This window comes from Sphingobacterium sp. LZ7M1 (assembly GCF_024296865.1).
Lineage (GTDB): Bacteria > Bacteroidota > Bacteroidia > Sphingobacteriales > Sphingobacteriaceae > Sphingobacterium.
In genome coordinates, this window is record NZ_CP101134.1 from 1,233,486 (window position 1) to 1,254,439 (window position 20,954).

23 protein-coding genes are annotated in these 20,954 nt (G+C 40.4%); 9 read left to right on the forward strand and 14 right to left on the reverse strand.

Annotated features, from left to right (window positions below; translation table 11 throughout):
* Positions 1-4 precede the first annotated feature (4 nt).
* Genes NMK93_RS05205 through NMK93_RS05255 form a run of 11 tightly spaced genes read right to left on the reverse strand, consistent with a single transcriptional unit; the run spans position 5 to position 9,035 of the window.
* A complete protein-coding gene (locus NMK93_RS05205; RefSeq protein ID WP_002993168.1) occupies positions 5-565 on the reverse strand; it encodes a conjugal transfer protein TraO in 561 nt (186 codons plus the stop codon).
* 27 nt (positions 566-592) lie between these two features.
* The gene (traN, locus tag NMK93_RS05210; protein ID WP_002993169.1) at positions 593-1,486 is read right to left on the reverse strand and encodes a conjugative transposon protein TraN; all 894 of its coding nucleotides are present in this window, start codon (positions 1,484-1,486) and stop codon (positions 593-595) included.
* Positions 1,487-1,510: 24 nt separating this feature from the next.
* Complete coding sequence (traM, locus tag NMK93_RS05215) at positions 1,511-2,857, reverse strand: conjugative transposon protein TraM (protein ID WP_002993170.1); 1,347 nt, start codon at positions 2,855-2,857, stop codon at positions 1,511-1,513.
* Complete coding sequence (locus NMK93_RS05220; protein WP_002993171.1) at positions 2,844-3,128, reverse strand: hypothetical protein; 285 nt, start codon at positions 3,126-3,128, stop codon at positions 2,844-2,846. Before NMK93_RS05220 ends, traM begins: the two co-directional genes overlap by 14 nt.
* Before the next feature lie 17 nt (positions 3,129-3,145).
* A complete protein-coding gene (locus tag NMK93_RS05225) occupies positions 3,146-3,574 on the reverse strand; it encodes a hypothetical protein (protein WP_094280382.1) in 429 nt (142 codons plus the stop codon).
* A gap of 10 nt (positions 3,575-3,584) precedes the next feature.
* The gene (traK, locus tag NMK93_RS05230; RefSeq protein WP_002993173.1) at positions 3,585-4,208 is read right to left on the reverse strand and encodes a conjugative transposon protein TraK; all 624 of its coding nucleotides are present in this window, start codon (positions 4,206-4,208) and stop codon (positions 3,585-3,587) included.
* Positions 4,209-4,228: 20 nt separating this feature from the next.
* Positions 4,229-5,224 (reverse strand): conjugative transposon protein TraJ, encoded by a 996-nt coding sequence (gene traJ, locus NMK93_RS05235; protein WP_002993175.1) that lies wholly within the window; start codon positions 5,222-5,224, stop codon positions 4,229-4,231.
* A gap of 3 nt (positions 5,225-5,227) precedes the next feature.
* A complete protein-coding gene (locus NMK93_RS05240) occupies positions 5,228-5,860 on the reverse strand; it encodes a DUF4141 domain-containing protein (RefSeq protein WP_002993177.1) in 633 nt (210 codons plus the stop codon).
* A gap of 27 nt (positions 5,861-5,887) precedes the next feature.
* Positions 5,888-8,389, reverse strand: coding sequence for a TraG family conjugative transposon ATPase (locus NMK93_RS05245; protein ID WP_002993178.1), 2,502 nt, complete (start codon positions 8,387-8,389; stop codon positions 5,888-5,890).
* Positions 8,386-8,718, reverse strand: coding sequence for a DUF4133 domain-containing protein (locus NMK93_RS05250; RefSeq protein WP_002993179.1), 333 nt, complete (start codon positions 8,716-8,718; stop codon positions 8,386-8,388). Before NMK93_RS05250 ends, NMK93_RS05245 begins: the two co-directional genes overlap by 4 nt.
* Before the next feature lie 11 nt (positions 8,719-8,729).
* A complete protein-coding gene (locus NMK93_RS05255; protein WP_002993181.1) occupies positions 8,730-9,035 on the reverse strand; it encodes a DUF4134 domain-containing protein in 306 nt (101 codons plus the stop codon).
* A gap of 587 nt (positions 9,036-9,622) precedes the next feature.
* Here NMK93_RS05255 and NMK93_RS05260 point away from each other — a divergent pair.
* Positions 9,623-11,794: a TonB-dependent receptor plug domain-containing protein gene (locus NMK93_RS05260; RefSeq protein ID WP_094280385.1), complete on the forward strand. Its 2,172-nt coding sequence runs from the start codon at positions 9,623-9,625 to the stop codon at positions 11,792-11,794.
* 5 nt (positions 11,795-11,799) lie between these two features.
* A complete protein-coding gene (locus NMK93_RS05265; protein WP_094280386.1) occupies positions 11,800-12,594 on the forward strand; it encodes a cation transporter in 795 nt (264 codons plus the stop codon).
* A 60-nt stretch (positions 12,595-12,654) separates the two neighbouring features.
* Here the strand turns inward: NMK93_RS05265 and NMK93_RS05270 are convergent, their stop codons facing one another.
* From NMK93_RS05270 to NMK93_RS05280, 3 genes are read right to left on the reverse strand one after another with little or no spacing between them, the layout of a single operon-like run.
* Complete coding sequence (locus NMK93_RS05270) at positions 12,655-13,290, reverse strand: hypothetical protein (RefSeq protein WP_002993186.1); 636 nt, start codon at positions 13,288-13,290, stop codon at positions 12,655-12,657.
* Positions 13,291-13,292: 2 nt separating this feature from the next.
* Positions 13,293-13,691 carry a DUF3408 domain-containing protein gene (locus NMK93_RS05275; protein ID WP_002993187.1) on the reverse strand — a complete coding sequence of 133 codons (399 nt, stop codon included), beginning with the start codon at positions 13,689-13,691 and terminating at the stop codon, positions 13,293-13,295.
* Between the two features lie 11 nt (positions 13,692-13,702).
* A complete protein-coding gene (locus tag NMK93_RS05280) occupies positions 13,703-14,470 on the reverse strand; it encodes a ParA family protein (RefSeq protein WP_002993188.1) in 768 nt (255 codons plus the stop codon).
* A gap of 688 nt (positions 14,471-15,158) precedes the next feature.
* On the opposite strand from NMK93_RS05280, the gene mobA reads away from it, so the two are divergent.
* The 7 genes from mobA (at position 15,159) to NMK93_RS05310 (ending at position 20,896) form a co-directional block, all read left to right on the forward strand.
* Entirely contained in the window at positions 15,159-15,590 is a 432-nt protein-coding gene (gene mobA, locus NMK93_RS05285) for a conjugal transfer protein MobA (RefSeq protein WP_002993194.1), read from the forward strand.
* An 8-nt stretch (positions 15,591-15,598) separates the two neighbouring features.
* Positions 15,599-16,879 (forward strand): conjugal transfer protein MobB, encoded by a 1,281-nt coding sequence (mobB, locus tag NMK93_RS05290; protein ID WP_002993196.1) that lies wholly within the window; start codon positions 15,599-15,601, stop codon positions 16,877-16,879.
* A 96-nt stretch (positions 16,880-16,975) separates the two neighbouring features.
* Positions 16,976-17,350 (forward strand): metalloregulator ArsR/SmtB family transcription factor, encoded by a 375-nt coding sequence (locus tag NMK93_RS05295; RefSeq protein ID WP_002993197.1) that lies wholly within the window; start codon positions 16,976-16,978, stop codon positions 17,348-17,350.
* Complete coding sequence (gene merTP / locus NMK93_RS05300) at positions 17,347-17,940, forward strand: mercuric transport protein MerTP (protein ID WP_002993200.1); 594 nt, start codon at positions 17,347-17,349, stop codon at positions 17,938-17,940. Before NMK93_RS05295 ends, merTP begins: the two co-directional genes overlap by 4 nt.
* Before the next feature lie 7 nt (positions 17,941-17,947).
* Positions 17,948-18,154 (forward strand): GDCCVxC domain-containing (seleno)protein, encoded by a 207-nt coding sequence (locus NMK93_RS19695; protein ID WP_002993202.1) that lies wholly within the window; start codon positions 17,948-17,950, stop codon positions 18,152-18,154.
* Positions 18,155-18,351: 197 nt separating this feature from the next.
* Entirely contained in the window at positions 18,352-20,355 is a 2,004-nt protein-coding gene (mobC, locus tag NMK93_RS05305; protein ID WP_254528651.1) for a conjugal transfer protein MobC, read from the forward strand.
* 205 nt (positions 20,356-20,560) lie between these two features.
* Positions 20,561-20,896, forward strand: a complete 336-nt coding sequence (locus NMK93_RS05310) for a DUF6660 family protein (RefSeq protein ID WP_209023052.1) — start codon at positions 20,561-20,563, stop codon at positions 20,894-20,896.
* Positions 20,897-20,954: the final 58 nt, after the last annotated feature.

The following is a 20,954-nucleotide window of genomic DNA, read 5'->3' on the forward strand; positions in this document are numbered from 1 at the left end:
TGTTTTAAAAGTTAAACCTTAATCCCATACCTACGGACGGTCGGAACTGTTCTAAGTCTTTACCCCAAAGGACTTTTGTACGCCCTTGCAGGACTAATACAAATCGGTCGGACAGGTACGTTTCAAATGTGAGCCGTCCACCAGCTCCGTAGATAAAATTGTCCTCGCTCAGTATCTTCGATCCGTCATACAACATAGCTTCGCCCCGGTTAATGCTTTCATAACCGACTACGCCTGTTATTCCTAAATTCAGCGTGATGTTTTTTCGGGCATCGCCCAACAAGTAGAAACTGTAACCGCCTTCGGCACTATAACTTTCCTGCGGTATGCGCAGGTCTTTATAGTCGTGGTATTGGTGTGTATATTCCAATGCCCAAAGCTGGTAATTGCCGTTTTTACCATTTACAGTCATCGCTACACTGATGTAATAATCATTGCCAATCTTATCATTGGATAATACGCCTGTGCTTATTTCCAAGCCTTTCTGTTTAGGCAGCATTCGTTGTGCCTGTGCCATTGTGATGCCCATTAAAACAAGCATCACGGTATAGATATACTTTTTCATTTTATTGCTATCTTATTTAAAGGGTTATTAAAATTTCAGGTGCATATCGTTAATCAAACGAGCCTTGATTAAATCAGAGTTTTCTATCTGAAGTGTTTGATGCCTGCCACCGTTTTTCTCGAAAATCTCAATCAGTAATACCTTGTCATCAGCAATGGTAAATTGGTCTAACATGAACACGTTTTGCTCGATGGTTTTTCCACCGATCTCGTCCAATGGTTTGTAAGTGCGTAGCGGTATCATCGGACGTTCCTGTACTACGGTACGTTTGGCTACCTTTTTATCCACTACCTTGAAATTCACAAAATCAATCTGAAATGGCACATTGGTACGGTTTCTCAATTCCGTATGCAAATAGTATTTGCCGTTGTGGATGTAAATGCCTTTGAGCATAAACTGAATGCCGAAGCTCTTAGCTCCAATATGCTTTACAATGCGTTTGTCTTTCTTGTAAATGGTTTCCAGTAGCAAGCCTGCCAGCGAGGGCGAATTGTTGCCCAATTCTTCAAAAAGCACATCGTTACCATTGGCTTTATCTACCGCTTTCTGCATCGTGAGCAGGTCATAGCTCATTGCCGCCGGGTAGGAACTGTAATACACGTTGAAGTTGTAAAAACGACCGTCATTCGTGATAACGGAAAAATTGGTTTCAGGCTCAAAGTCCCTTACAGATGCTTTCACACGCAACACGTTTTCTGCATCTTCGGCTTTTCCTGCTATCAGGTATTCGCTGCCCAAGTCCACATAACGAATGGCGGTCGGGAAAATCAAGTGCGAAGTTTTATCGTAAGTTACTTCCATACGGTACGGTTCTATCTTGCCCAGGGCAAGCGGCGTTCTGATGGTGTCCTGTGCGTAAGAGTTTACGGCAAAGCCGAGTATCAGGGCAAAAGCCCAAAAGGTTTTTAAATGATTTTTCATTGTTTTATTTATTTGAGTTCAACATTATTTTTTAGATACAAGAAAGACCTGATAGCCCGCTTTCAGTGTAACCTTTGGCGTTCTTACTTTCTTGGCGAAATAGCCTGAGATACCCTGTACCACGCCACGGCTTAAATCAGCCGCTACCTGCTGTCCGGCATTCTGCGTGAGCATTACGCTTGTTCCCCCTGTCTGGCTCATATTGGCCGCCATTTCGGTAAGTGCATTCATTTCCGGCGAATACGGAACGTACAAGCCTTGCTGCCCGTCCAAATCGTAAATGATTATATCTACCGGAATGATGTTGCCCTCCAGTTCTACGGAGGTAACTTTTAATTGTAGCCTGCCATTCTGAAATTTTGCATTAGCCGTTACAATTGTTCCTTTGGGAATGGTACGTTGCGGGGTTTTAGCAGGCTCTAATAGTCGTAAGCGCACACCCGTTTCGCCAACTACTGTCTGGGCTTCGTTTACACAGGCTTTGATGCTGTTTTTAGGCTGTACTACCTCTTCAGTAGAACCTGCGGTATAGAACCCGCGGCTTTTTGTTTGGCTCCAATCGGCTGCAAAGGCACTGTCCGACGGTTCACGGTACAAGGCTGATACAATGTTCTTTCTTGTTGGTGTGAACGATACAAATTGCTCTTTTTGGTTAGCACCCGCAGCCCCAGTAGTTGCACCGTTGGCAGGAGCAGCATTTCCGGTGTTAGCATTTTGCGGAAGATACTTTGCAGCCATTTCATAGGATTTCTCCATTAATTTGAGTTGGTCGTCAACGGTGGCCACAGGTGGCACATCTTTCTCGGCCAGCTTTTCTTTCATTTCGTCCAGTTGCCTGCGGAGTTCCATTGTTTCAGAATTATTATCCTGATAGAATGAACCCAATGTGCTTTGCATATTTCTGTAGCTGTTCAATCCATGATTACCGTTTCTTCCCGAATTTCTGCCGCCACCGCCAAAGCCGTTGCTTTCTTCATCTTGTTCAGGTAAACCTTCTTCATTGTCAGCAGATGCACTGTCTTCAGTATTCCAATAATCAGAAAGCGTGGTCAGTGCATTGCGCTTTTCCTGCTCTTTGCGTTCGAGCATTTCCTGTTCATACGCCTTGCCTTTATCGGCAGGCATTCCTGCCCCGGTAGCCTGTGGTACGGCATCGTTTAATCCGATGTTCTCCACCGCCTTTTTGTCTTTCGACGGTTTAAATATCAGGTACATACAGCCGAGAAATACCACTCCCATTAAAAGGAATATAAGTGGCTTTTTGAGTTTGTCGGCTTTGTTCTGTGCGCCGTCTTGCAACACATCAGCAGTTTCATTCGGGTTCCCCTCCGTTACCCGAACAACCGATTTTTTGTTCTCATTTTCTTTCATAAATCTGATTTTTTAAAATTGTTGATACACTATCCGGCAACCTTGCAGGATTTCCATTTTTAAGGACAGGGTTCTCAATATGTTTAATGACCATATTGTTACCTGACTTTGAGGTGTCGTACATCACTTTGCCAATGACCACTACGGTGAGCAGTAGGTAAACCACAAAGAAGTACAGCGTATATTGGCGCTGTTTGCGCAAAGGCAACGCCCGCCAACGTTCATCGAGCCGGTCAAAGTACCTGTCCATATTTGCTCTTAATTTTTTCATAGCCTTACTATTTGTTGTTACAGCTTGAAACGCTTAGGACTTTTACCCGCCTGTTGCTTTGGCTCATCGTTGACCAGTGCGACCGCTTCCGTTAATTTGGGTGCAGATATGACGGACAGGTTTGCCAGTTCTGATTTTTTAAGCAACTGCCCGAAGCCGTCTTTCTTGGCTATTTCCATACGGCTAAGCGAAAATTTGCCATTCAGGTATTTTACCCACATACTGCATTCTACACGGGGCTTGTCATCACCCGACCATTGTAGGTAGCCTGTCAGAAATAAATCCTGTTTAGGTAAATTGTCTGCACCTTTTTGGCAGCTTTTGAGGAATTCGCTGATACTGTCTTTCAGCTTTCTGGCATACGCACCCTGCGTATGGAAATAGCCGTTATATCCTTTGTCTGTAAGGATTTTTGCGAACGTTTTTAAATCTGATAATGCTTCCATAAGATTGTTTTTAGCGTTCGATGACTTCGATATCCCTGTTTTCCACGACTGCAAATTTTTCAATATTGAAACCTTGCGGGTTGTTGTCAGAGCGAACGGAGTTAACGAGATAGCAGGAAGTAATCAGGTTACGTCTGGTTACATTGCTTGACCGGATGATGAACTGTTTGGCATAGGTGCGCACTGCATACGGGTAGTTGTCGAAGTTGCACACGACACTATCTACCTCTATGCGTTGTTGCACGTTCCCCGAAATAATCCTGCTGTAATAGCCCTTTTCCGATAAGTCTTTGTAGTAATCAAAAGCACTTTTATCGGCAAGGTTGAATGCCCTGCTCATATTGCTTTCAATAGCATTCTTGTCGGGGGCAAGCGTAAAGAACAGTTCGTGGAAACGTCTGACGTGTTCCCTTGCTTCAACCGGGCGGTTGATGCTTGCATCCTGCGACAAGGCAAGCATCAGGGATTTACCATTATCCAGTACATAGATTTTTTGGCGTTGTTCTTCTGCAAAGCGGTAGGAACGCCATACGGCGTATCCTACCACACTGGTGCAGAGAACCGCAAACACAATGGCATATAACCTTATCTGCCTAAAGCTGTTTTCGATATTTCTTAGCGTTTTAAATTCCATTTTTTAGAATGATTAATTGTTTATTTATTCATCAGTTTACCGCCGATGTTTCCAACTGTCGAACCTGCGCCTGCTCCGGCGATATTTCCGGCTTTCATTGCCGTGGAGTTTACATTGCGGGTAAAGTTCCCTGCGCCTCCGGCTTGGATTACCCAACCTGTTACTGTCGGTATAGTGAAGTACCCGATGATGCCGATAATCATAAAAATGATGTACACGGTATTGCTCGTATCAGGAATGTAGGTGGGGTCGGCAAGCATTGCTATATCCCGTTCTAAAATGAGGGATTGTATTCTTGCCAACATTGAGCTGAACAAATCCGAAACGGGAAGCCACAGGTAAACGCTTACATACCTCGTGAGCCATTGCGTGAGCGTGGACTGAAAGCCGTCCCATACGGAAATAGCAAAGGCTATTGGTCCGAGTATGGAGAGGACTATCAGGAAAAACGTTCGTATGGTATCAATGACCAAAGCCGCCGCCTGAAAGAGTATTTCCAATAGATTGCGAAACCAGTCCTTTATCGCCTTTTCAATCTTGTAGGCTTGCCTGTCCATATACATACCCGCCATTGTACCAATGTCGGACGGCGACCAACCCAGTTCGTCCAGTTTCTTATCAAACTCTTCGTCTGATACCATATAGGCAGTTTCAGGATTTCTGACCATTGCCTCATATTCCAACTGGTCTTTCTGCTGTTGCAGCTTGTTCAGGTCAATCACCTGGTCTTCGAGTATTTGGTGGGTTCCTACAACCACCGGGCTTAACACTGCATTGATGGTTCCCAGTACGATAGTCGGGAAGAACATAATGCACAGCCCCAAAGCGAACGGGCGCAGCAGAGGGAACATATCAATAGGTTCGGCACGGCTTAAAGCCTGCCAAACCTTTAATGCTACATAGAACAATGCTCCCAATCCCGCCAAACCCTTAGCTACTGCCGCCATATCGCCTGCAAGCGGCATCATATCGTCATAAAGCGATCGCAGGAGTTCGTGAAGATTATCCCATTCCATAGTTTACCAGTATTTTTGGTTAGCAGTTCCGTAGAGTTCAAGCACTCTTTGGGCATCGTTTTTCTTTTTCGCTCTTAGGTAGCTCACAGAAATGTTCTTAGTGGTGTAGTAGCGTACAAGGCTGTGGTAATCCTTTACCTCTTTGTACACACGGTCAATAATGTCCATACGCTCTTTGTCATTCAGCGAAAGGCTTGAAGAGGTTACAATCTGCTTTAGTTCTTTCAGCAGTTCGGTACTTTCATTGAGCAGTGCCGAATAACCGTTGCCAATAGCGACCAATTCCTGTGGCGAAAAATTGGGGTCGTTCATCATCTTGCCGAAGTTCTGCACGTACATTTCGGACACATCGCCCACCAAGAGTACGGTTTGCTGCACCTTACGGGCATCTTTTACAAGGTTGTTGATAGCTTTCAGCTTGTCGTAATACTCCTTGCCCTGGTCGTACACTTTCTTTACTTCGTTGAAGTTCTTTATCACATTACTCACGGTGGAAGAAGTCTGTATGATTTCATTCGCACTGTTGATAATCCCTGAAGCCAAATTAGCGGGGTCGGTTACAACCCATTGGGCTTTTGCTGACGGTGCTACGGCGAGCATCAGTGCCGTACACACCAGATACATTACTTTTTTCATTGTTCTGATTTTTTAAATTGTTAATGACTATTGATTTGAATTGTCCCGCCGTTGCATTGCGATATGCTTAATAGCGAGTTCTACGTTACCATCGAGTTCCGCAGCAAGCTGCATCACTTCCATCTTTTCGGTTTCCTCTGTGGTGTAGGCGAGGTATTCCTCCAAACTAACTTCGGTGGCATAGACTGCCGAGTGCGTACCACCTAAACCAATCCAAACCTCTTTGTACAAGCGGCTTGCATCGTTGTTCATATTGATGGAAAGTACCTGACCTTTTTCTTTGTCGGTAAGCCCCAACATTGCCTGTATATCATCAAACTTGTTCATATACTTGCGTTGGTCTAAAAGGATTTTACAGTCGGAGTTATTGATGATACTTTCTTTCACAATGGGCGACTGGATGATATCATCGACCTCCTGTGTTACGACAATGGCTTCTCCGAAAAACTTACGCACGGTTTTGAACAAATACTTGATGTATTCTGCCATTCCCTCTTTTGCAATCGCTTTCCAAGCCTCTTCAATCAGGATAAGTTTGCGAATACCTTTCAGTCGGCGCATTTTGTTAATGAACACCTCCATAATGATAATCGTGACTATGGGAAAGAGGATTTTGTGGTCTTTTATCGCATCAATTTCAAACACGATAAAGCGTTTGGAAAGAAGGTCTAACTGCTTATCGGAGTTGAGCAAATAATCGTATTCTCCTCCTTTGTAATAGGGTTCGAGAACATTCAGGAAATTGGCAATGTCAAAATCTTTTTCCCTGACTTGTTTCTCCTCCAATACTTTGCGGTAGTCGTCTTTTACATACTCATAGAAGCCGTTAAATGACGGATAAGTATCATCTTGTTTGATACGTTCGATGTAACCGGAAACAGCATTGGACAATGCTACTTCTTCCGACCTTGTCGGCGGTTCATCGTCCCGTTTCCAAAGAGTGAGTATCAGAGTTTTGATACTTTCCCGCTTTTCGATGTCGAACACGCCGTCATCGGTATAAAAGGGATTGAACGCAATCGGGTTATCTTCGGTGTACGTGAAGTAAACACCGTCTTCGCCTTTGGTTTTTCCTTTGATGAGTTCGCATAATCCCTGATAACTGTTACCCGTATCTACGAGTAGAACGTGAGCACCCTGTTCGTGATATTGGCGTACCATATGGTTAGTGAAGAAAGATTTTCCCGAACCTGACGGACCAAGTATGAACTTGTTTCTGTTCGTGATAATCCCACGTTTCATCGGCAAATCGGAAATATCCAAATGGATTGGTTTTCCTGTAAGCCTGTCCGCCATTTTGATACCGAACGGAGAGGGCGAATTGTGGTAATTCGTTTCTTCTGCAAAGAAGCACAAGGCAGGTTCTATAAACGTATAGAAACTTTCCTCACTCGGAAAATCGCCAGCATTGCCTGGCATTGCAGCCCAATACAATGTGGCAACGTCTGTCGTGTTGTGGCGGGGCTTACACTCCATTAGTGCCAACGCACTACCGCAATCGTTCTTTAGCTGTTTGAGTTCCGCAGGGTCTTCCGACCAAGCCATAATATTGAAGTGTGCTCTTACAGAAGATAGCCCGAAGCTGTGTGCTTCGTTCAGATACTTCTCAATCCACTCCTTATTGATTTGGTTCGCCCGACTATAACGGGCTAAAGAGTGCATATTACGGGCAGATTTCTCAAACTTTTGCAGGTTGTCCTCGCTGTTATCCAAGAATAGGTACTGATTGTAAATGTGGTTACAGCTCAATAACAACCCTACGGGTGCAGCAAACGACAAACGGCAGTCGCTCCGGTCGGTAGATAGCTTTTCAAAGCGGGTATCAGCCGAAACAGTTGCAGGCAGGTCGTCCGTATCGGACAAGGTGTGCAAAGACAGCCTTTTGTTGCCGATACGCACTTCTTCCGCTCCTAATGCGATGTCCTGCATTGGTGTTCCGGCTTCTCTCGAAAGTGTAAGGTATTGTTCCAGCAATCCCTGTTTTTCGTCTGTTCCGATGATGTCGTCTTCGGTCAAACGTCGCAGGTTTACAAAACCGCTATCATTCACGATACGTTCAAACTGTGCGACCGCTTCCATAAATTGATGTATCGTTTCCTTATTGATTTCCTTTGGAATAAGCGTACCCTTGCAAAGCGAACTGAAATTGCTTTGCATACGCATTCTGTTCTTGGTCGTTTTTGTCAGGAACAGGTAGCAATAATGGTTCAGGAATGGTCGTTCGTTGAAATGCCGTTGATAGCTTTTGGAAAGAAAACTCTGGTCTTCCTGTGCCAAATCGGGAGTGTAGCTTTCTTTGATATACCAATCTTGCTTGTGAATGACTGTAAAATCGGGTAATGTCTTAATCGCCTTATGCCAGGCGGAGTGAATAGCTTCGTATTCAGCCGATGCTACCGTAAACAGCTCAGGCAATCGTACTTCAAAACAGGCGGTTATGTCCGCATCTTTGGACAGGATACAGTTGTTTTCTACTGCCAAGAGTGGAAACTTATGTTCCAATGTGGTTGTTTTGGCTACATTTCTCATACGGCTTTCGGTTTAGGAGTGAATTTTAAATACCTGCGTACAGGCTTACGACAAATAATGTAGCGAGGGTGTCGTTTTCTCGCACCTACTTTCATTAGTCCGTGTTCTCTGTACTTTCGGTTCAGCGAAAAGGTCTGCCATACAATGAGCGAAGCACCGCCAGCTCCGAGAAACAGGCAGACGTAATTACTTACGCCAGCCATATACAATATCATCACGAAGATGAGCGTACCGAGCAGACCACCAGCGAATATGAACAGGTATTGGGCTTTCAGCCCTTTAAATTCCACTGTCCTGCCAATGCCTTTGTTAATGTTATAACTGTTCATAAGGCAGAGGTTTACAGGAAGAATGAACGCAGGATAGTAGCCGCAACAATCAGGAAGATACACGCACCGAACCACGAAGCCGCCGTCTTCGATGTGTCGGGGTCGCCCGAGCTGAATTTGTTGTACACCTTAACACCTCCGATTAAGCCGACAACCGCCCCAATCGCATAAATGAGTTGGGTGGCAGGGTCGAAATAAGACGTTACCATTTGGGTAGCCTCGTTGATACCTGCCGACCCGTTTCCCTGTGCGAACGCACCCATTCCTGACAGCATTGCTACGGCTGCCAGCAAAACTTTTTTACTTTGTTTTTTCATAATTGAAACACATTAATTTGTTACTGTTATCCCGCACCTTGCGGACTTTCGGGACAAAGGTGTTTTAGAAATCAAGGCGTGATAACAAAGTGGCAGTGAGAGGAATTGTTTGGCTGTGGGTGGCTGAATTGCTAAAGAAAATAGAGAGGTGTTGACAGGAAGAGAGAGGTTTTTACTATCTTCGTAAAATGAAATCCTTGTCGTACATATTAGCATTAATGGTTTTGGTCTTATCGACCTTGCCAAGCTTTATGGAAGATAAATGTTTTGACCTAGTGAATCAAACAACAAATAGTCAAGAACAAGATAGCGACGATTGCGGTATGGAATGTTGCTCGCCTTTTTCTAAATGCAATACCTGTACTGGATTTGTAATTACTTCCTTTTATGCTTTAACATCCAATTATGTCCAACAACCTAAAAAGAAATTAGGTGTAATAACAGCGTCAGCTGTTTCAGACTTCCTCTCTTCCATTTGGCAACCCCCTAAGATTAATTAATGTTTTTAGTGTCTTCGGCACAATAACAGATTACGGTGCTACAAACCGTCAATTCTCATTTTTCAAACATTAATGTTTTTTTATACAATGAAAAAAATAGTCTTTGTGTCATTTTTTATGACACTAAATCTCTGTGTATTTGCACAAAACATTTTAAATGCTGTTATTAGAAACAGTGAAAACAAAAATCTTTTGATTGGAGTGACAGCATCTATAAAAGGAACCTCGCTTGCCGCTACATCAAACGAAAACGGTCTCATCATAATAGAAAATATTCCTGATGGGATACAGGAAATACATTTTAGCTATATCGGTTTTAACGACTATATAGATACATTGGAATTTCCATTAGCTGACAACAGTCCTATTGAAATCTTACTCAAAGAAAGTTCAGAGGAGTTAGAGGAAGTTGTCATTTCATCCACAAGAAGCACAAGGAGTATACAAAATATCCCTACCCGTATTGAATTTATTGGAAGTGAAGAACTGGGCGAAAAAGGGAACATGAAACCGGGAGATATTCGTATGCTTTTAGCGGAAAGCACAGGTATTCACGTACAAACCACTTCGCCTACCAGTGCCAATGCAAGTATTCGTATTCAGGGACTTGATGGAAGATATACACAAATCCTGAAAGACGGTTTCCCCATTTATTCAGGTGCTTCAAGTGGATTGGGTTTGTTACAGATACCACCACTTGACCTCAAACAAGTAGAAGTCATCAAAGGCTCTACATCTACACTATATGGAGGCGGAGCAATAGCTGGACTGGTCAATCTGATTTCCAAAACGCCGACCTATGAGAGAGATTTAGGTTTTCACCTCAATGGAACATCCGGCAGGGGTTTGGATATAAACGGCTTTTATGGACAAAGGTTTAATAAAATTGGAACAACTATATTTGCTTCCCATAACCGTAACGCAGCTTATGATCCTGCTAAGAACGGACTATCCGCTATTCCACAATTCGAACGCTATGTACTGAATCCGAAGCTCTTCGTTTATTTCAATGAAAAGACGAAACTGAACTTCGGTATCAACACAACGATCGAGAGCCGTTTGGGAGGTGATATGCTTTACATCAAAGGAAATGGAGATAATACAAACCAATATTTTGAGGAAAATAAAACACAACGCTATTCCACACAATTTATTTTCGACCATATCATCAATGAAAACAGTACTGTTCAAGTCAAAAATAGTGTAAGTTATTTTAACCGAAATACTACCATTCCAAACTATAAGTTTGAGGGAACACAAACAGCAAGTTTTACCGAAGCCAACTACACCAACAGTACTGAAAAATCGGAATGGGTCACAGGTATTAATATTTGGACGGATAATTTCAAAGAAAAGCAGATTATGGCATCTCCGTTGAGAGATTATAATCAGACTACATTCGGTGCTTTTGTACAAAATTCTTTTAATGCTACGGATTGGTTTCAATTGGAAACAGGTTTTAGAACGGATTATGTTGTGGATTATGGGGTGGTATTCTTACCGAGAGTTTCGGCTCTATTCCACATTGCCGAGGGCTTAACTTCACGAGTTGGTGGTGGATTTGGCTATAAAACACCTACCATTTTTACGGAAGAAAGCGAACGCCTACAATATCAAAATGTAATGCCCATTGACGACAAGACCAATAAATTGGAAAAAAGTTATGGAGCAAATGCAGACATCAATTACCGCACCTACATTGGGGAAGATTGGTCATTTAGCATAAATCAATTGTTCTTTTACACCTATTTGGATAATCCCTTGTTACTTGAAAACTCCTCGGCAAATCTGTATCAGTTTGTTAATTCTCCTGGCTACATCCATACCAAAGGAACAGAAACCAATATTAAAATTGGTTATGATGACCTGAAATTGTTTTTGGGTTATACCTATACAGATGCCCGATTACACCATAATGGAACGACTGTAGAAAGCCCTTTAACACCAAAACACCGCATTAATTCCATCCTGATGTATGAAATAGAAGACAAATGGAAAATTGGTCTGGAAGCCTATTATTTCAGTCGCCAAAAACTGAATAATGGAACTACGGGCAAAGATTACTTTATTACTGGATTTATGGCTGAAAAGATTTGGGAAAGATTTTCTCTGTACATCAACTTTGAAAACTTCCTCGACACCCGACAAACACGCTTTGACAGCATTTATACAGGAACAATAACCAATCCAGTTTTTAAAGACAATTATGCACCTTTGGACGGATTTGTGATTAACGGAGGAATAAAATTTAAGCTTTAAAATAAATGGAAAAAACCATATTCAATATAACTAAAATGGATTGCCCAAGCGAGGAGCAATTAATCCGTATGAAACTGCAAGACTTTGATACGGTAAAAGGATTGGAATTCGATATAGCCAATAGAAAATTAGACGTTTATCACGATGGAAACCCAGAGCCAATTTTTTTGGCTCTGGGAACACTGAATCTAAATACGACATTGGTTTCAACCGAAAAAAGTAATTTCGTTGTTGAAACAGATACAAGCAACAAGCAACGGAAATTACTTTGGATCGTATTGATTATCAACTTCCTGTTCTTTGGATTGGAAATGTTATTCGGTGTTTTTTCAGGCTCAATGGGGTTGGTAGCCGATAGTTTGGATATGCTTGCCGACAGTGTCGTTTACGCATTGGCATTAATCGCCGTGGGTGGAACAATCGCTTTAAAAAACAACATCGCCAGATTTGCAGGATACTTCCAAGTCTTACTGGCTATTATAGGTTTCGTTGAAGTAATCAGACGTTGTATGGGAATTGAAGCTATGCCCGATTTCAAGACAATGATTGTCGTTTCAGTTTTAGCATTGATTGCAAACGTATTTTGCCTTTATCTTTTACAAAAGAACAAAAGTAAAGAAGCGCATATGCAGGCTTCGATGATATTCACATCAAATGATGTCATTATCAATTCGGGAGTTATTGTTGCTGGTCTTTTAGTTAATTGGCTCAATTCAAGTTATCCAGATTTGATTATTGGAGCTATTGTATTTGTAATTGTAGCAAGAGGGGCTTACAGAATATTGAAGTTGGCAAAGTAAATGTAAAAATAAGTTGAGCCTGAAATTTAGTTTTTCAGGCTCAATTAAAATAATTCCGTTTCAGACAAACTCCCCAATATCAAAATCATCTAAATCATTGTTCCGCAAAGTGGAAGAACTGATTTCCGTTTCAGATGAGAGTGAGCTATCCAATAGCTTGGCAATTTTACTGGATGCACCCGCTATAGAATTTTCCAGCAGACTAAATAATTCGGTTCCCTGTATTTTCTGAACGATTGCTATCGCTGTTTCCTTTTGAGATGACTCCAGTTTTTCTTGCTGAAGCAACATCCCCACGGAGCTTAGTTCTTCAAAGGTAACCCCTTGGGCAAAACCATTATCGCCACCAGATATTCCGTACCTGTTCCATTCTTCTTCCTCTTCTTCAAAATCAGGTTGATTGCTAAAAACTTCATCCAGCTCTTCCTGCGGAATCTGAATACTCCTGTTTTCATTTTCGTCGTATTCAATGTCTAAATTATCGGGATTTACCTCTGGTTCCTCAATCTGGCGTTCATTGGCAGTGTTTGGCACTGAAAGGCGTTCTACGGGTTTGGGCTGTCCCATAATATCGGGCAGATCCGGATTGACTTTCTTTTGCGGAGGTTTTTGTTTTGACCTTTTCTTAATGATAATCTTATCCTGCAAAAGCAGGACAATGACGATCAGCAGGCATATTACTATTACAATTTCCATAACTATAAAATTGGTTTAAAACGTTCGTTGAAATAATCTGTAATATCGTCCCCGTACTCTCTAAAATGGTGTTCAAGAATGTTGTCGATATAAGAATAGAGTGTAGTCTTTTCTTCTCTTGTTAATTGTACTATACGTAACAACCTTTCGTGATATTCTGGACGAATGTAAACGACCTTTCCGTTTCGACCTGAAGGAAAACGATTGACCAGAAATGTCTCCTCATAATCCACCTTCTTTAGGGAGCTATTGCGGGCTTTTGGTTTTGTTTCCTTCTGTATTTTCTGTTGTTGAATAACTTCGGGTATAGTAACAGATTGATTACCACTCATGATATTCATGATTAATTCTTCATCAACATCGGGCTTATCAAAATCTTTTCTTCTCTTATCTGTTGACATACTTAACTATTTTAGAGATTAACAATTTTTAAAAATTCTTCAATAAATAAATCCAGTCTCGTTACTTTCATTAGTTGAGGTTCGGCAGGTAACAGACTTGACCGAAATACACTGTTCGGTGTATCGTCCGTCTCTTTTCTGAAACGTTTACTATCCATTATCCGAGAATTCATCACAGATAAATCGAGTTCGTTAATAACGCTTTGATAAGCCTCGTATATTCCTGTTTTCTCTCGACCATCTACCTGATTCCAAAACATCCACATTTTCTGATCTTCATTACTCTCCTCCGTTTCGGGCAAGCCAAGGAATGCTTTAGTAAAGCTCAGTGTACTTTCCATAACTAGACGGTCAGCACTAATTGGAGAAAAAATAAAATCCATTGTTCTTAAGGTCGTGAGCACACCTTTTGTATTAGCTGTTCCGGGAAGATCAAAAAAAGTTATATCAGGCTCTATTGCAGATTGATTTACGTATTCTAAAGCCTTTGACAAGGCATCCTCCGGTTTACAACTGATAATCGGATATGCTTTTTTATTGATACTTTGATACAACTTCATTGCAGCTCTTTTGTGGTAATCATTCTGCATAATAGTTTTCAAATCCCTTTCCCTCATATTGGCTAAGCTGTGTTGTGGGAAATCACAATCCATTACAAGGACATTAAAAGCTAAACGATAATGCAATACACTTGAAAGTAATGCGGTCATAGTAGATTTTCCAACACCGCCTTTAGGCGTTGAAAAACTAATTTTTAAAGTTTTCTTTTTTGTTTCCATTATTTAAAGATTTATTGTTACACATTTTATTTGTTTGGCAGGTTTGAATATTGGTTTATTTAAATAGTACCTATTTCCTATATGCCTGTATTCCCCTTTTGGAAATTTTCTTGATTGTTATTTGCTTTTATTACCGCTTGGTGGGTAATCATTTTTAGCAACTGGAAAACCTTACAACTTGTAAATTGCTTTACCGCTTTTATGCTTTTACAGTTTTATGTTTTTAAAACCCTATGCTTTTATTCCAAAATTTCTGTACTAAAACCCAATTTATTTTTTATCCTCATTACATTTTTTATTACCTGCACTAAAACTATACGGCAAATAAAGCGATTGAATCGGCTCGTTATTGATGGGTGGTAGTCTTTGGCACCCAAAGGCAGTGTTTGGCTATGTGTCTGATTGTGATGCTCTCATAAGTAGTGTCTTACTTTGTATATAGAATTTTATTAACAGATTTATGCAAAGGCATCTTGAGGAACTGGACAAAAGCAGAACGGCATCAAGCCGTTTATCCCTGCTACATTTAATCCGTCCCGAAGGGCGGATTTTTGTGTTCACCAGAACACGGCAAGTTGTGTTTTGAGCATCTCGAAAAGATTTCCGATGCTCAAAACAACTTGCCCTGCCGGGGGCAGAAAACGTCCTCCGAAGTCGGCGTTTTGTATGAATTAAAAATGGATTAGTGATGAATGAAAACAGCAGAAAGCAGTTAAAAAAGGGCGGGCGTCCTCTAAAAAACGATCCCGCTAAAATCCGGTACACGATTTCCTTTAATGAGGAAGAGCATGCCCGTTTTCTTGACTTATTTGAAAAGTCCGGTATGCAGGTTAAGGCACATTTTATAACCTCTTGCATCTTCGATAAGACGATAAAATCTGTTAAAATAGACAAAGGAACAATTGATTTTTATATGCGATTGACTTCGTTTCACAGTCAATTTCGATCTATTGGCGTGAATTATAATCAGGTCGTAAAGCTATTGTATAAGAACTTTTCGGAGAAAAAGGCAGCAGCATATCTCTATAAATTGGAAAAACATACGGCTGAAATGACCGCCTTGTTTAAAGAAATTGTCCAGATAACGGAAGAATTTGATGTAAAATATCTGAAAAAATAACAGCAGAAATGATTGCGAAAATTGGTAGAAGCGCAAATTTATACGGAGCCTTGGCATATAATCAGCTCAAAGTGGAGAACGAAAATGGACAAATTTTGTTCGCCAATAAGATAATTGAAACTGCTAACGGACATTATTCCGTAGCACAATTAGCCCAATCTTTTGCTCCTTATCTCATCGCCAACCGCAATACCGAGAAACATACGTTGCATATTTCGCTCAATCCTGATCCCAAGGATAATGTAGATGATGATAAGTTTAGGGAAATGGCGGAAGAATATATGCGTGAAATGGGTTACGGCGAACAGCCTTTTGTGGTCTTCAAACATACCGATATTGACCGTAGTCATATCCATATCGTATCGGTCTGCGTGGACGAACAGGGCGTGAAAATTTCGGATAGTTTTGAGAAAATGCGGTCTATGAGTGTATGCCGTGAACTGGAAAGAAAACACGGTCTGATACCCGCAACGGACAAAGAACGTAATCACAATGATAAGGTTTTTCGTCCGGTGGATTATCGGGCAAGTGATATAAAAAGTCAGATTGCTTCGGTCATTCGCCACTTGCCGAACTATTATCAATACCAAACTTTGGGAGAATACAATGCTTTGCTTTCCCTGTTCAATATTACCACCGAGAAAGTGGAGGGAGAATTACACGGAAAGGCACAGCAGGGTTTATTGTACATTCCATTGAATGAGAAAGGCGAAAAAGCAGGACATCCGTTCAAGGCTTCGTTTTTCGGAAAGAACGCAGGGCTTCCGGCTTTGGAATTGCATTTTGCGAAATGCAAAACAACCCTGAAAGATACCGCAACCAAACAGACTTTAAAATCAGCCGTTACCATTGCCCTGCAATCAACGGTTGACGAATTGAGCTTTAAAAAACAGTTAGGCGAGCAAGGTATCAATGTAGTGATACGCAGAAACGATACCGGACGAATTTACGGTATGTCGTTCATTGACCACAACTCTAAAAGCGTTTGGAACGGTTCACGATTGGCAAAAGAACTTTCTGCCAATACCTTTAATGATTATTGGAACAATAATATCAAAGCGGAGATTAAAGAGCCAGTTGCACCCCTACCAAAATTGTCCAAACCGACTGATACGGAGGATTTACCTGCGGAAGAACCACATCATTTGTTCGACTTCTTAAATACTGAAAAACACGAAGACGGTTTGATAGAAGCCTTTGGAGGTTTGCTCATACCTGAAGCACAGGGGGAAGATTACGAGGAACAGGATTTTGCTAATAGGATGAAGAAAAAGAAAAGAAGACTATAGTAAGTCATCTTTTGGAATTAAAATCTGCTTTTAAAACGATTTGTTAAATTGTATTTTAGCATTTGCTTAAATAAACGAATTAACTATATTTGCACTATGGGTAATAATTCTTGTATACGTCAACAAGCAGACATTGAACAAATAAACCGCTGTAAAGACCGGGTTTTAGAGCTTAACGATTCGTTTGATTATTTATCGAATGGGCTTGAATTGGCAGGAAATACCGTAAGACTTAAAATTCTCTTCCTACTTTACGAAGAAAAACGACTTTGTGTTTGCGATATAAGCGACGTTCTTGGAATGACAATCTCGGCAGTTTCACAACATTTACGAAAACTTAAAGACCGTAATCTAGTAGAAACAGACAGGGAGGCCCAAACTATTTTTTATTCATTGACCAAGGAATATGAAAAATTGCTAAAACCGTTTTTTAAAATACTTGATGAAAACAAAGTCATAGAAGCAATATGAAAACAAACAACAAACTTATCGGCGCAGGACTTTTGACTGCAATTGCAGCTTCACTTTGTTGCGTTACACCAGTTTTGGCTCTCATTGCAGGAACAAGCGGACTTGCCTCCACTTTTTCTTGGCTTGAATCTTTCAGACCGTATTTTATCGGTTTGACAATTTTGGTTCTTGGTTTTGCTTGGTATCAAAAGTTAAAGCCTAAAAAGCAAATTGATTGCAATTGTGAAACAGCAGAAAAACCAAAATTCATTCAGTCGAAAACGTTTTTAGGAATTGTAACATCATTTGCAATAGTAATGCTTGCTTTTCCATATTATTCAAGTGTTTTCTACCCAAAGACAGAAAAGCAAATCATAATAGTGGACAAATCCAATATTGAAAAAGTAGAATTTACGATTAGCGGAATGACTTGTGCAAGTTGTGAAGAACACATAAATCACGAAGTGAATAAATTGATAGGGATTGTCAATCTAAAAGCTTCTTATGAAAATGGAAATACAATCGTAGAGTTTGACAACTCGAAAACAAATATTTCTGAAATTGAAAAAGCAATAAACTCAACAGGGTATTCTGTAACCGCGAAAAATTAAAATTAAAATGGAAATCAAATTGCAATCAATAATCACTTGCCCCAACTGCGGACACAAGAAAGAAGAAACAATGCCGACAGATGCTTGCCAATATTTTTACGAATGTGAAAAGTGCAAACATGTTCTTAAACCAAAGCAAGGCGACTGTTGTGTTTATTGTAGTTATGGAAATGTTCCTTGTCCACCTATTCAGCAAAACAAAAAATGTTGCTAACGGGTATAAAACAAAAGAAGGTCGATATAACTAAAGTATTTTTATTTTACTACCTATAAATATTACTATATAAAAGGGGTATAGAAGCTATACCTCTTAGACCCAGCCGAACCCTGCCACTCACCGCCATCCACTACCACTTTTCCAAAGCCAATCTTTATAGTCTTTAAATTCACGCCCGAACATTAAAATTAAAAATAATGCAAGGAGAAGACGATTTAAGAGGTTTAGCCAAAATAATGGCTTTTATGAGAGCAGTTAGTATTCTATTAGTACTGATGCATCTTTATTGGTTTTGTTATGGTTTCTTTATGGAACGTGGCTGGACACTAGAAGTAATCAATAAAATATTAGGGAATTTTGACCGAACAGCCGGTTTGTTTTCGCATACTTTATATACCAAAGTATTTGCAATCGTGTTATTGGCTTTAAGCTGTTTGGGAACCAAAGGCGTGAAGAACGAGAAGATAACCTGGTCAAAGATTTACGTGGCTTTGGGAATTGGTTTTTTGCTGTTCTTTCTGAATACACCACTGTTAAAGTTGTCGCCCATCATTGGCACATTCTTTTATATACTGACTATCGGACTAGGTTATATTGCTTTGCTGATGGCTGGGGTTTGGATAAGCAGGTTATTGAAAAACAACCTGATGGATGATGTTTTCAATATGGAGAACGAAAGTTTTATGCAGGAAACCAAATTGATGGAAAATGAATATTCCGTAAACCTGCCTACTAAATTTTGGTACAATAAAAAGGAACACAAGGGCTGGATCAATATAGTAAATCCTTTCAGAGCAACGATTGTTTTGGGGACTCCGGGTTCTGGTAAATCGTATGCCGTCGTTAACAATTATATCAAGCAACAAATTGAAAAAGGTTTTTCGATGTATATCTACGATTTCAAGTTTGACGACCTTTCTACTATTGCTTATAATCATTTATTGAAACATCAGGATAAGTACGAAATAAAACCAAAGTTCTACGTCATCAACTTTGACGATCCACGCAAGAGCCATCGTTGCAATCCGCTCAATCCAGATTTTATGACTGACATATCCGATGCTTACGAAGCCGCTTACACGATTATGTTGAACCTCAACAGAAGCTGGATACAAAAACAAGGAGATTTCTTTGTCGAATCTCCAATTATTCTTTTAGCGGCTATCATCTGGTTTTTAAAAATTTACGAGAATGGTAAGTATTGCACCTTTCCACACGCCATTGAATTGCTGAATAAAAAGTATTCGGATGTATTTACCATTTTAACTTCGTATCCTGATTTGGAAAACTATCTTTCACCATTTATGGATGCTTGGCAAGGCGGAGCACAAGACCAGTTGCAGGGACAAATTGCATCGGCTAAAATCCCTTTGTCACGAATGATATCACCGCAGTTGTATTGGGTTATGACAGGCGCTGATTTTTCATTGGACATCAACAACCCGAACGAGCCGAAGATTTTGTGCGTGGGTAACAATCCCGACCGTCAAAATATCTACTCCGCAGCTTTGGGCTTGTACAACTCCCGAATTGTCAAGCTCATCAATAAGAAAGGACAATTAAAGAGTTCGGTTATTATAGATGAGTTGCCCACGATTTATTTTAGAGGGTTGGACAATCTTATCGCAACGGCGAGAAGTAATAAGGTGGCTGTGTGCTTGGGCTTTCAGGACTTTTCGCAGTTGATACGTGATTACGGCGATAAAGAAGCTAAAGTTATTCAAAACACCGTAGGTAATGTATTCAGTGGACAGGTTGTAGGAGAAACGGCAAAAAGCCTTTCGGAACGTTTTGGAAAAGTATTACAGAAACGTCAAAGTATGACGATAAACCGTAATGATAAATCAACTTCTATTTCTACACAATTAGACAGCCTTATTCCGGCTTCCAAAATTTCAACCTTAACGCAGGGTATGTTTGTCGGTTCTGTATCGGATAATTTTGACGATCGTATCGAACAAAAGATATTTCACGCAGAAATCGTGGTCGATAATGAAAAGGTAGCCGCCGAAACAAAAGCCTATCAAAAGATACCGCAAATCCTATCCTTTGTAGATGAGCAAGGCGAGGATAAAATGAAGCAGGAAATTGAAAGCAATTACCGTCAGATAAAATCAGATATTCTGCATATCGTCGAAAGTGAAATGGAACGGATTAAGAATGACCCGAACTTACAGCATTTGATACAGCAAGAGTAATAAAGGTACAAGTGGAAATTTTTAGTATAGACTAAAAAATATTGGCGATACTTCTTCTTAAATTTAGTATGGAGTGTCGCCAATATTGTTTTGAACAGTATGTAAAACAAATATTCAGAATGAAAAAGGATATTATATAAAATAGTAATTATTCAAAACAATGCAATGCCATTGCATTACTTTTTTACTAACTTTGCAAAAGAATATGAAAGTCTTTTTTTCCATATTGGCAATTTATATGATGGCGGTATTTTTAATGCCTTGTACCGATATGTATGAAAAGGAGAGTTTTCAAAACCATAACCATTCAGAAGAATTAGCCCATAAAGCAAGCCACGACCATCAGGAAAAACCTGATATGTGCAGTCCGTTTTGTTTATGCGGTTGTTGTGGAATGGTGTCGGGCATAGTGCTTCAATGGAATGTATATAACTTAGTTAAGAAGACCTTTGACTTGTCTAAGGCCAAAGTTTACTATAAATCTATCTTTATATCCCTCTATCTGGGAGAAATTTGGCAACCGCCAAAGATTAATGCATAATTTTTAATGTTTAAATGATTACAGCTTAATGCTAACAGCGTTAGCTTGGTTTTTAGGG

Excerpts from the sequence above, each read along its gene's own strand:
- NMK93_RS05205 (WP_002993168.1), bottom strand. The coding sequence starts at position 565 with ATGAAAAAGTATATCTATACCGTGATGCTTGTTTTAATGGGCATCACA.
- traN (WP_002993169.1), bottom strand. The coding sequence starts at position 1,486 with ATGAAAAATCATTTAAAAACCTTTTGGGCTTTTGCCCTGATACTCGGC.
- traM (WP_002993170.1), bottom strand. The coding sequence starts at position 2,857 with ATGAAAGAAAATGAGAACAAAAAATCGGTTGTTCGGGTAACGGAGGGG.
- NMK93_RS05220 (WP_002993171.1), bottom strand. The coding sequence starts at position 3,128 with ATGAAAAAATTAAGAGCAAATATGGACAGGTACTTTGACCGGCTCGAT.
- NMK93_RS05225 (WP_094280382.1), bottom strand. The coding sequence starts at position 3,574 with ATGGAAGCATTATCAGATTTAAAAACGTTCGCAAAAATCCTTACAGAC.
- traK (WP_002993173.1), bottom strand. The coding sequence starts at position 4,208 with ATGGAATTTAAAACGCTAAGAAATATCGAAAACAGCTTTAGGCAGATA.
- traJ (WP_002993175.1), bottom strand. The coding sequence starts at position 5,224 with ATGGAATGGGATAATCTTCACGAACTCCTGCGATCGCTTTATGACGAT.
- NMK93_RS05240 (WP_002993177.1), bottom strand. The coding sequence starts at position 5,860 with ATGAAAAAAGTAATGTATCTGGTGTGTACGGCACTGATGCTCGCCGTA.
- NMK93_RS05245 (WP_002993178.1), bottom strand. The coding sequence starts at position 8,389 with ATGAGAAATGTAGCCAAAACAACCACATTGGAACATAAGTTTCCACTC.
- NMK93_RS05250 (WP_002993179.1), bottom strand. The coding sequence starts at position 8,718 with ATGAACAGTTATAACATTAACAAAGGCATTGGCAGGACAGTGGAATTT.
- NMK93_RS05255 (WP_002993181.1), bottom strand. The coding sequence starts at position 9,035 with ATGAAAAAACAAAGTAAAAAAGTTTTGCTGGCAGCCGTAGCAATGCTG.
- NMK93_RS05260 (WP_094280385.1), top strand. The coding sequence starts at position 9,623 with ATGAAAAAAATAGTCTTTGTGTCATTTTTTATGACACTAAATCTCTGT.
- NMK93_RS05265 (WP_094280386.1), top strand. The coding sequence starts at position 11,800 with ATGGAAAAAACCATATTCAATATAACTAAAATGGATTGCCCAAGCGAG.
- NMK93_RS05270 (WP_002993186.1), bottom strand. The coding sequence starts at position 13,290 with ATGGAAATTGTAATAGTAATATGCCTGCTGATCGTCATTGTCCTGCTT.
- NMK93_RS05275 (WP_002993187.1), bottom strand. The coding sequence starts at position 13,691 with ATGTCAACAGATAAGAGAAGAAAAGATTTTGATAAGCCCGATGTTGAT.
- NMK93_RS05280 (WP_002993188.1), bottom strand. The coding sequence starts at position 14,470 with ATGGAAACAAAAAAGAAAACTTTAAAAATTAGTTTTTCAACGCCTAAA.
- mobA (WP_002993194.1), top strand. The coding sequence starts at position 15,159 with ATGAATGAAAACAGCAGAAAGCAGTTAAAAAAGGGCGGGCGTCCTCTA.
- mobB (WP_002993196.1), top strand. The coding sequence starts at position 15,599 with ATGATTGCGAAAATTGGTAGAAGCGCAAATTTATACGGAGCCTTGGCA.
- NMK93_RS05295 (WP_002993197.1), top strand. The coding sequence starts at position 16,976 with ATGGGTAATAATTCTTGTATACGTCAACAAGCAGACATTGAACAAATA.
- merTP (WP_002993200.1), top strand. The coding sequence starts at position 17,347 with ATGAAAACAAACAACAAACTTATCGGCGCAGGACTTTTGACTGCAATT.
- NMK93_RS19695 (WP_002993202.1), top strand. The coding sequence starts at position 17,948 with ATGGAAATCAAATTGCAATCAATAATCACTTGCCCCAACTGCGGACAC.
- NMK93_RS05310 (WP_209023052.1), top strand. The coding sequence starts at position 20,561 with ATGAAAGTCTTTTTTTCCATATTGGCAATTTATATGATGGCGGTATTT.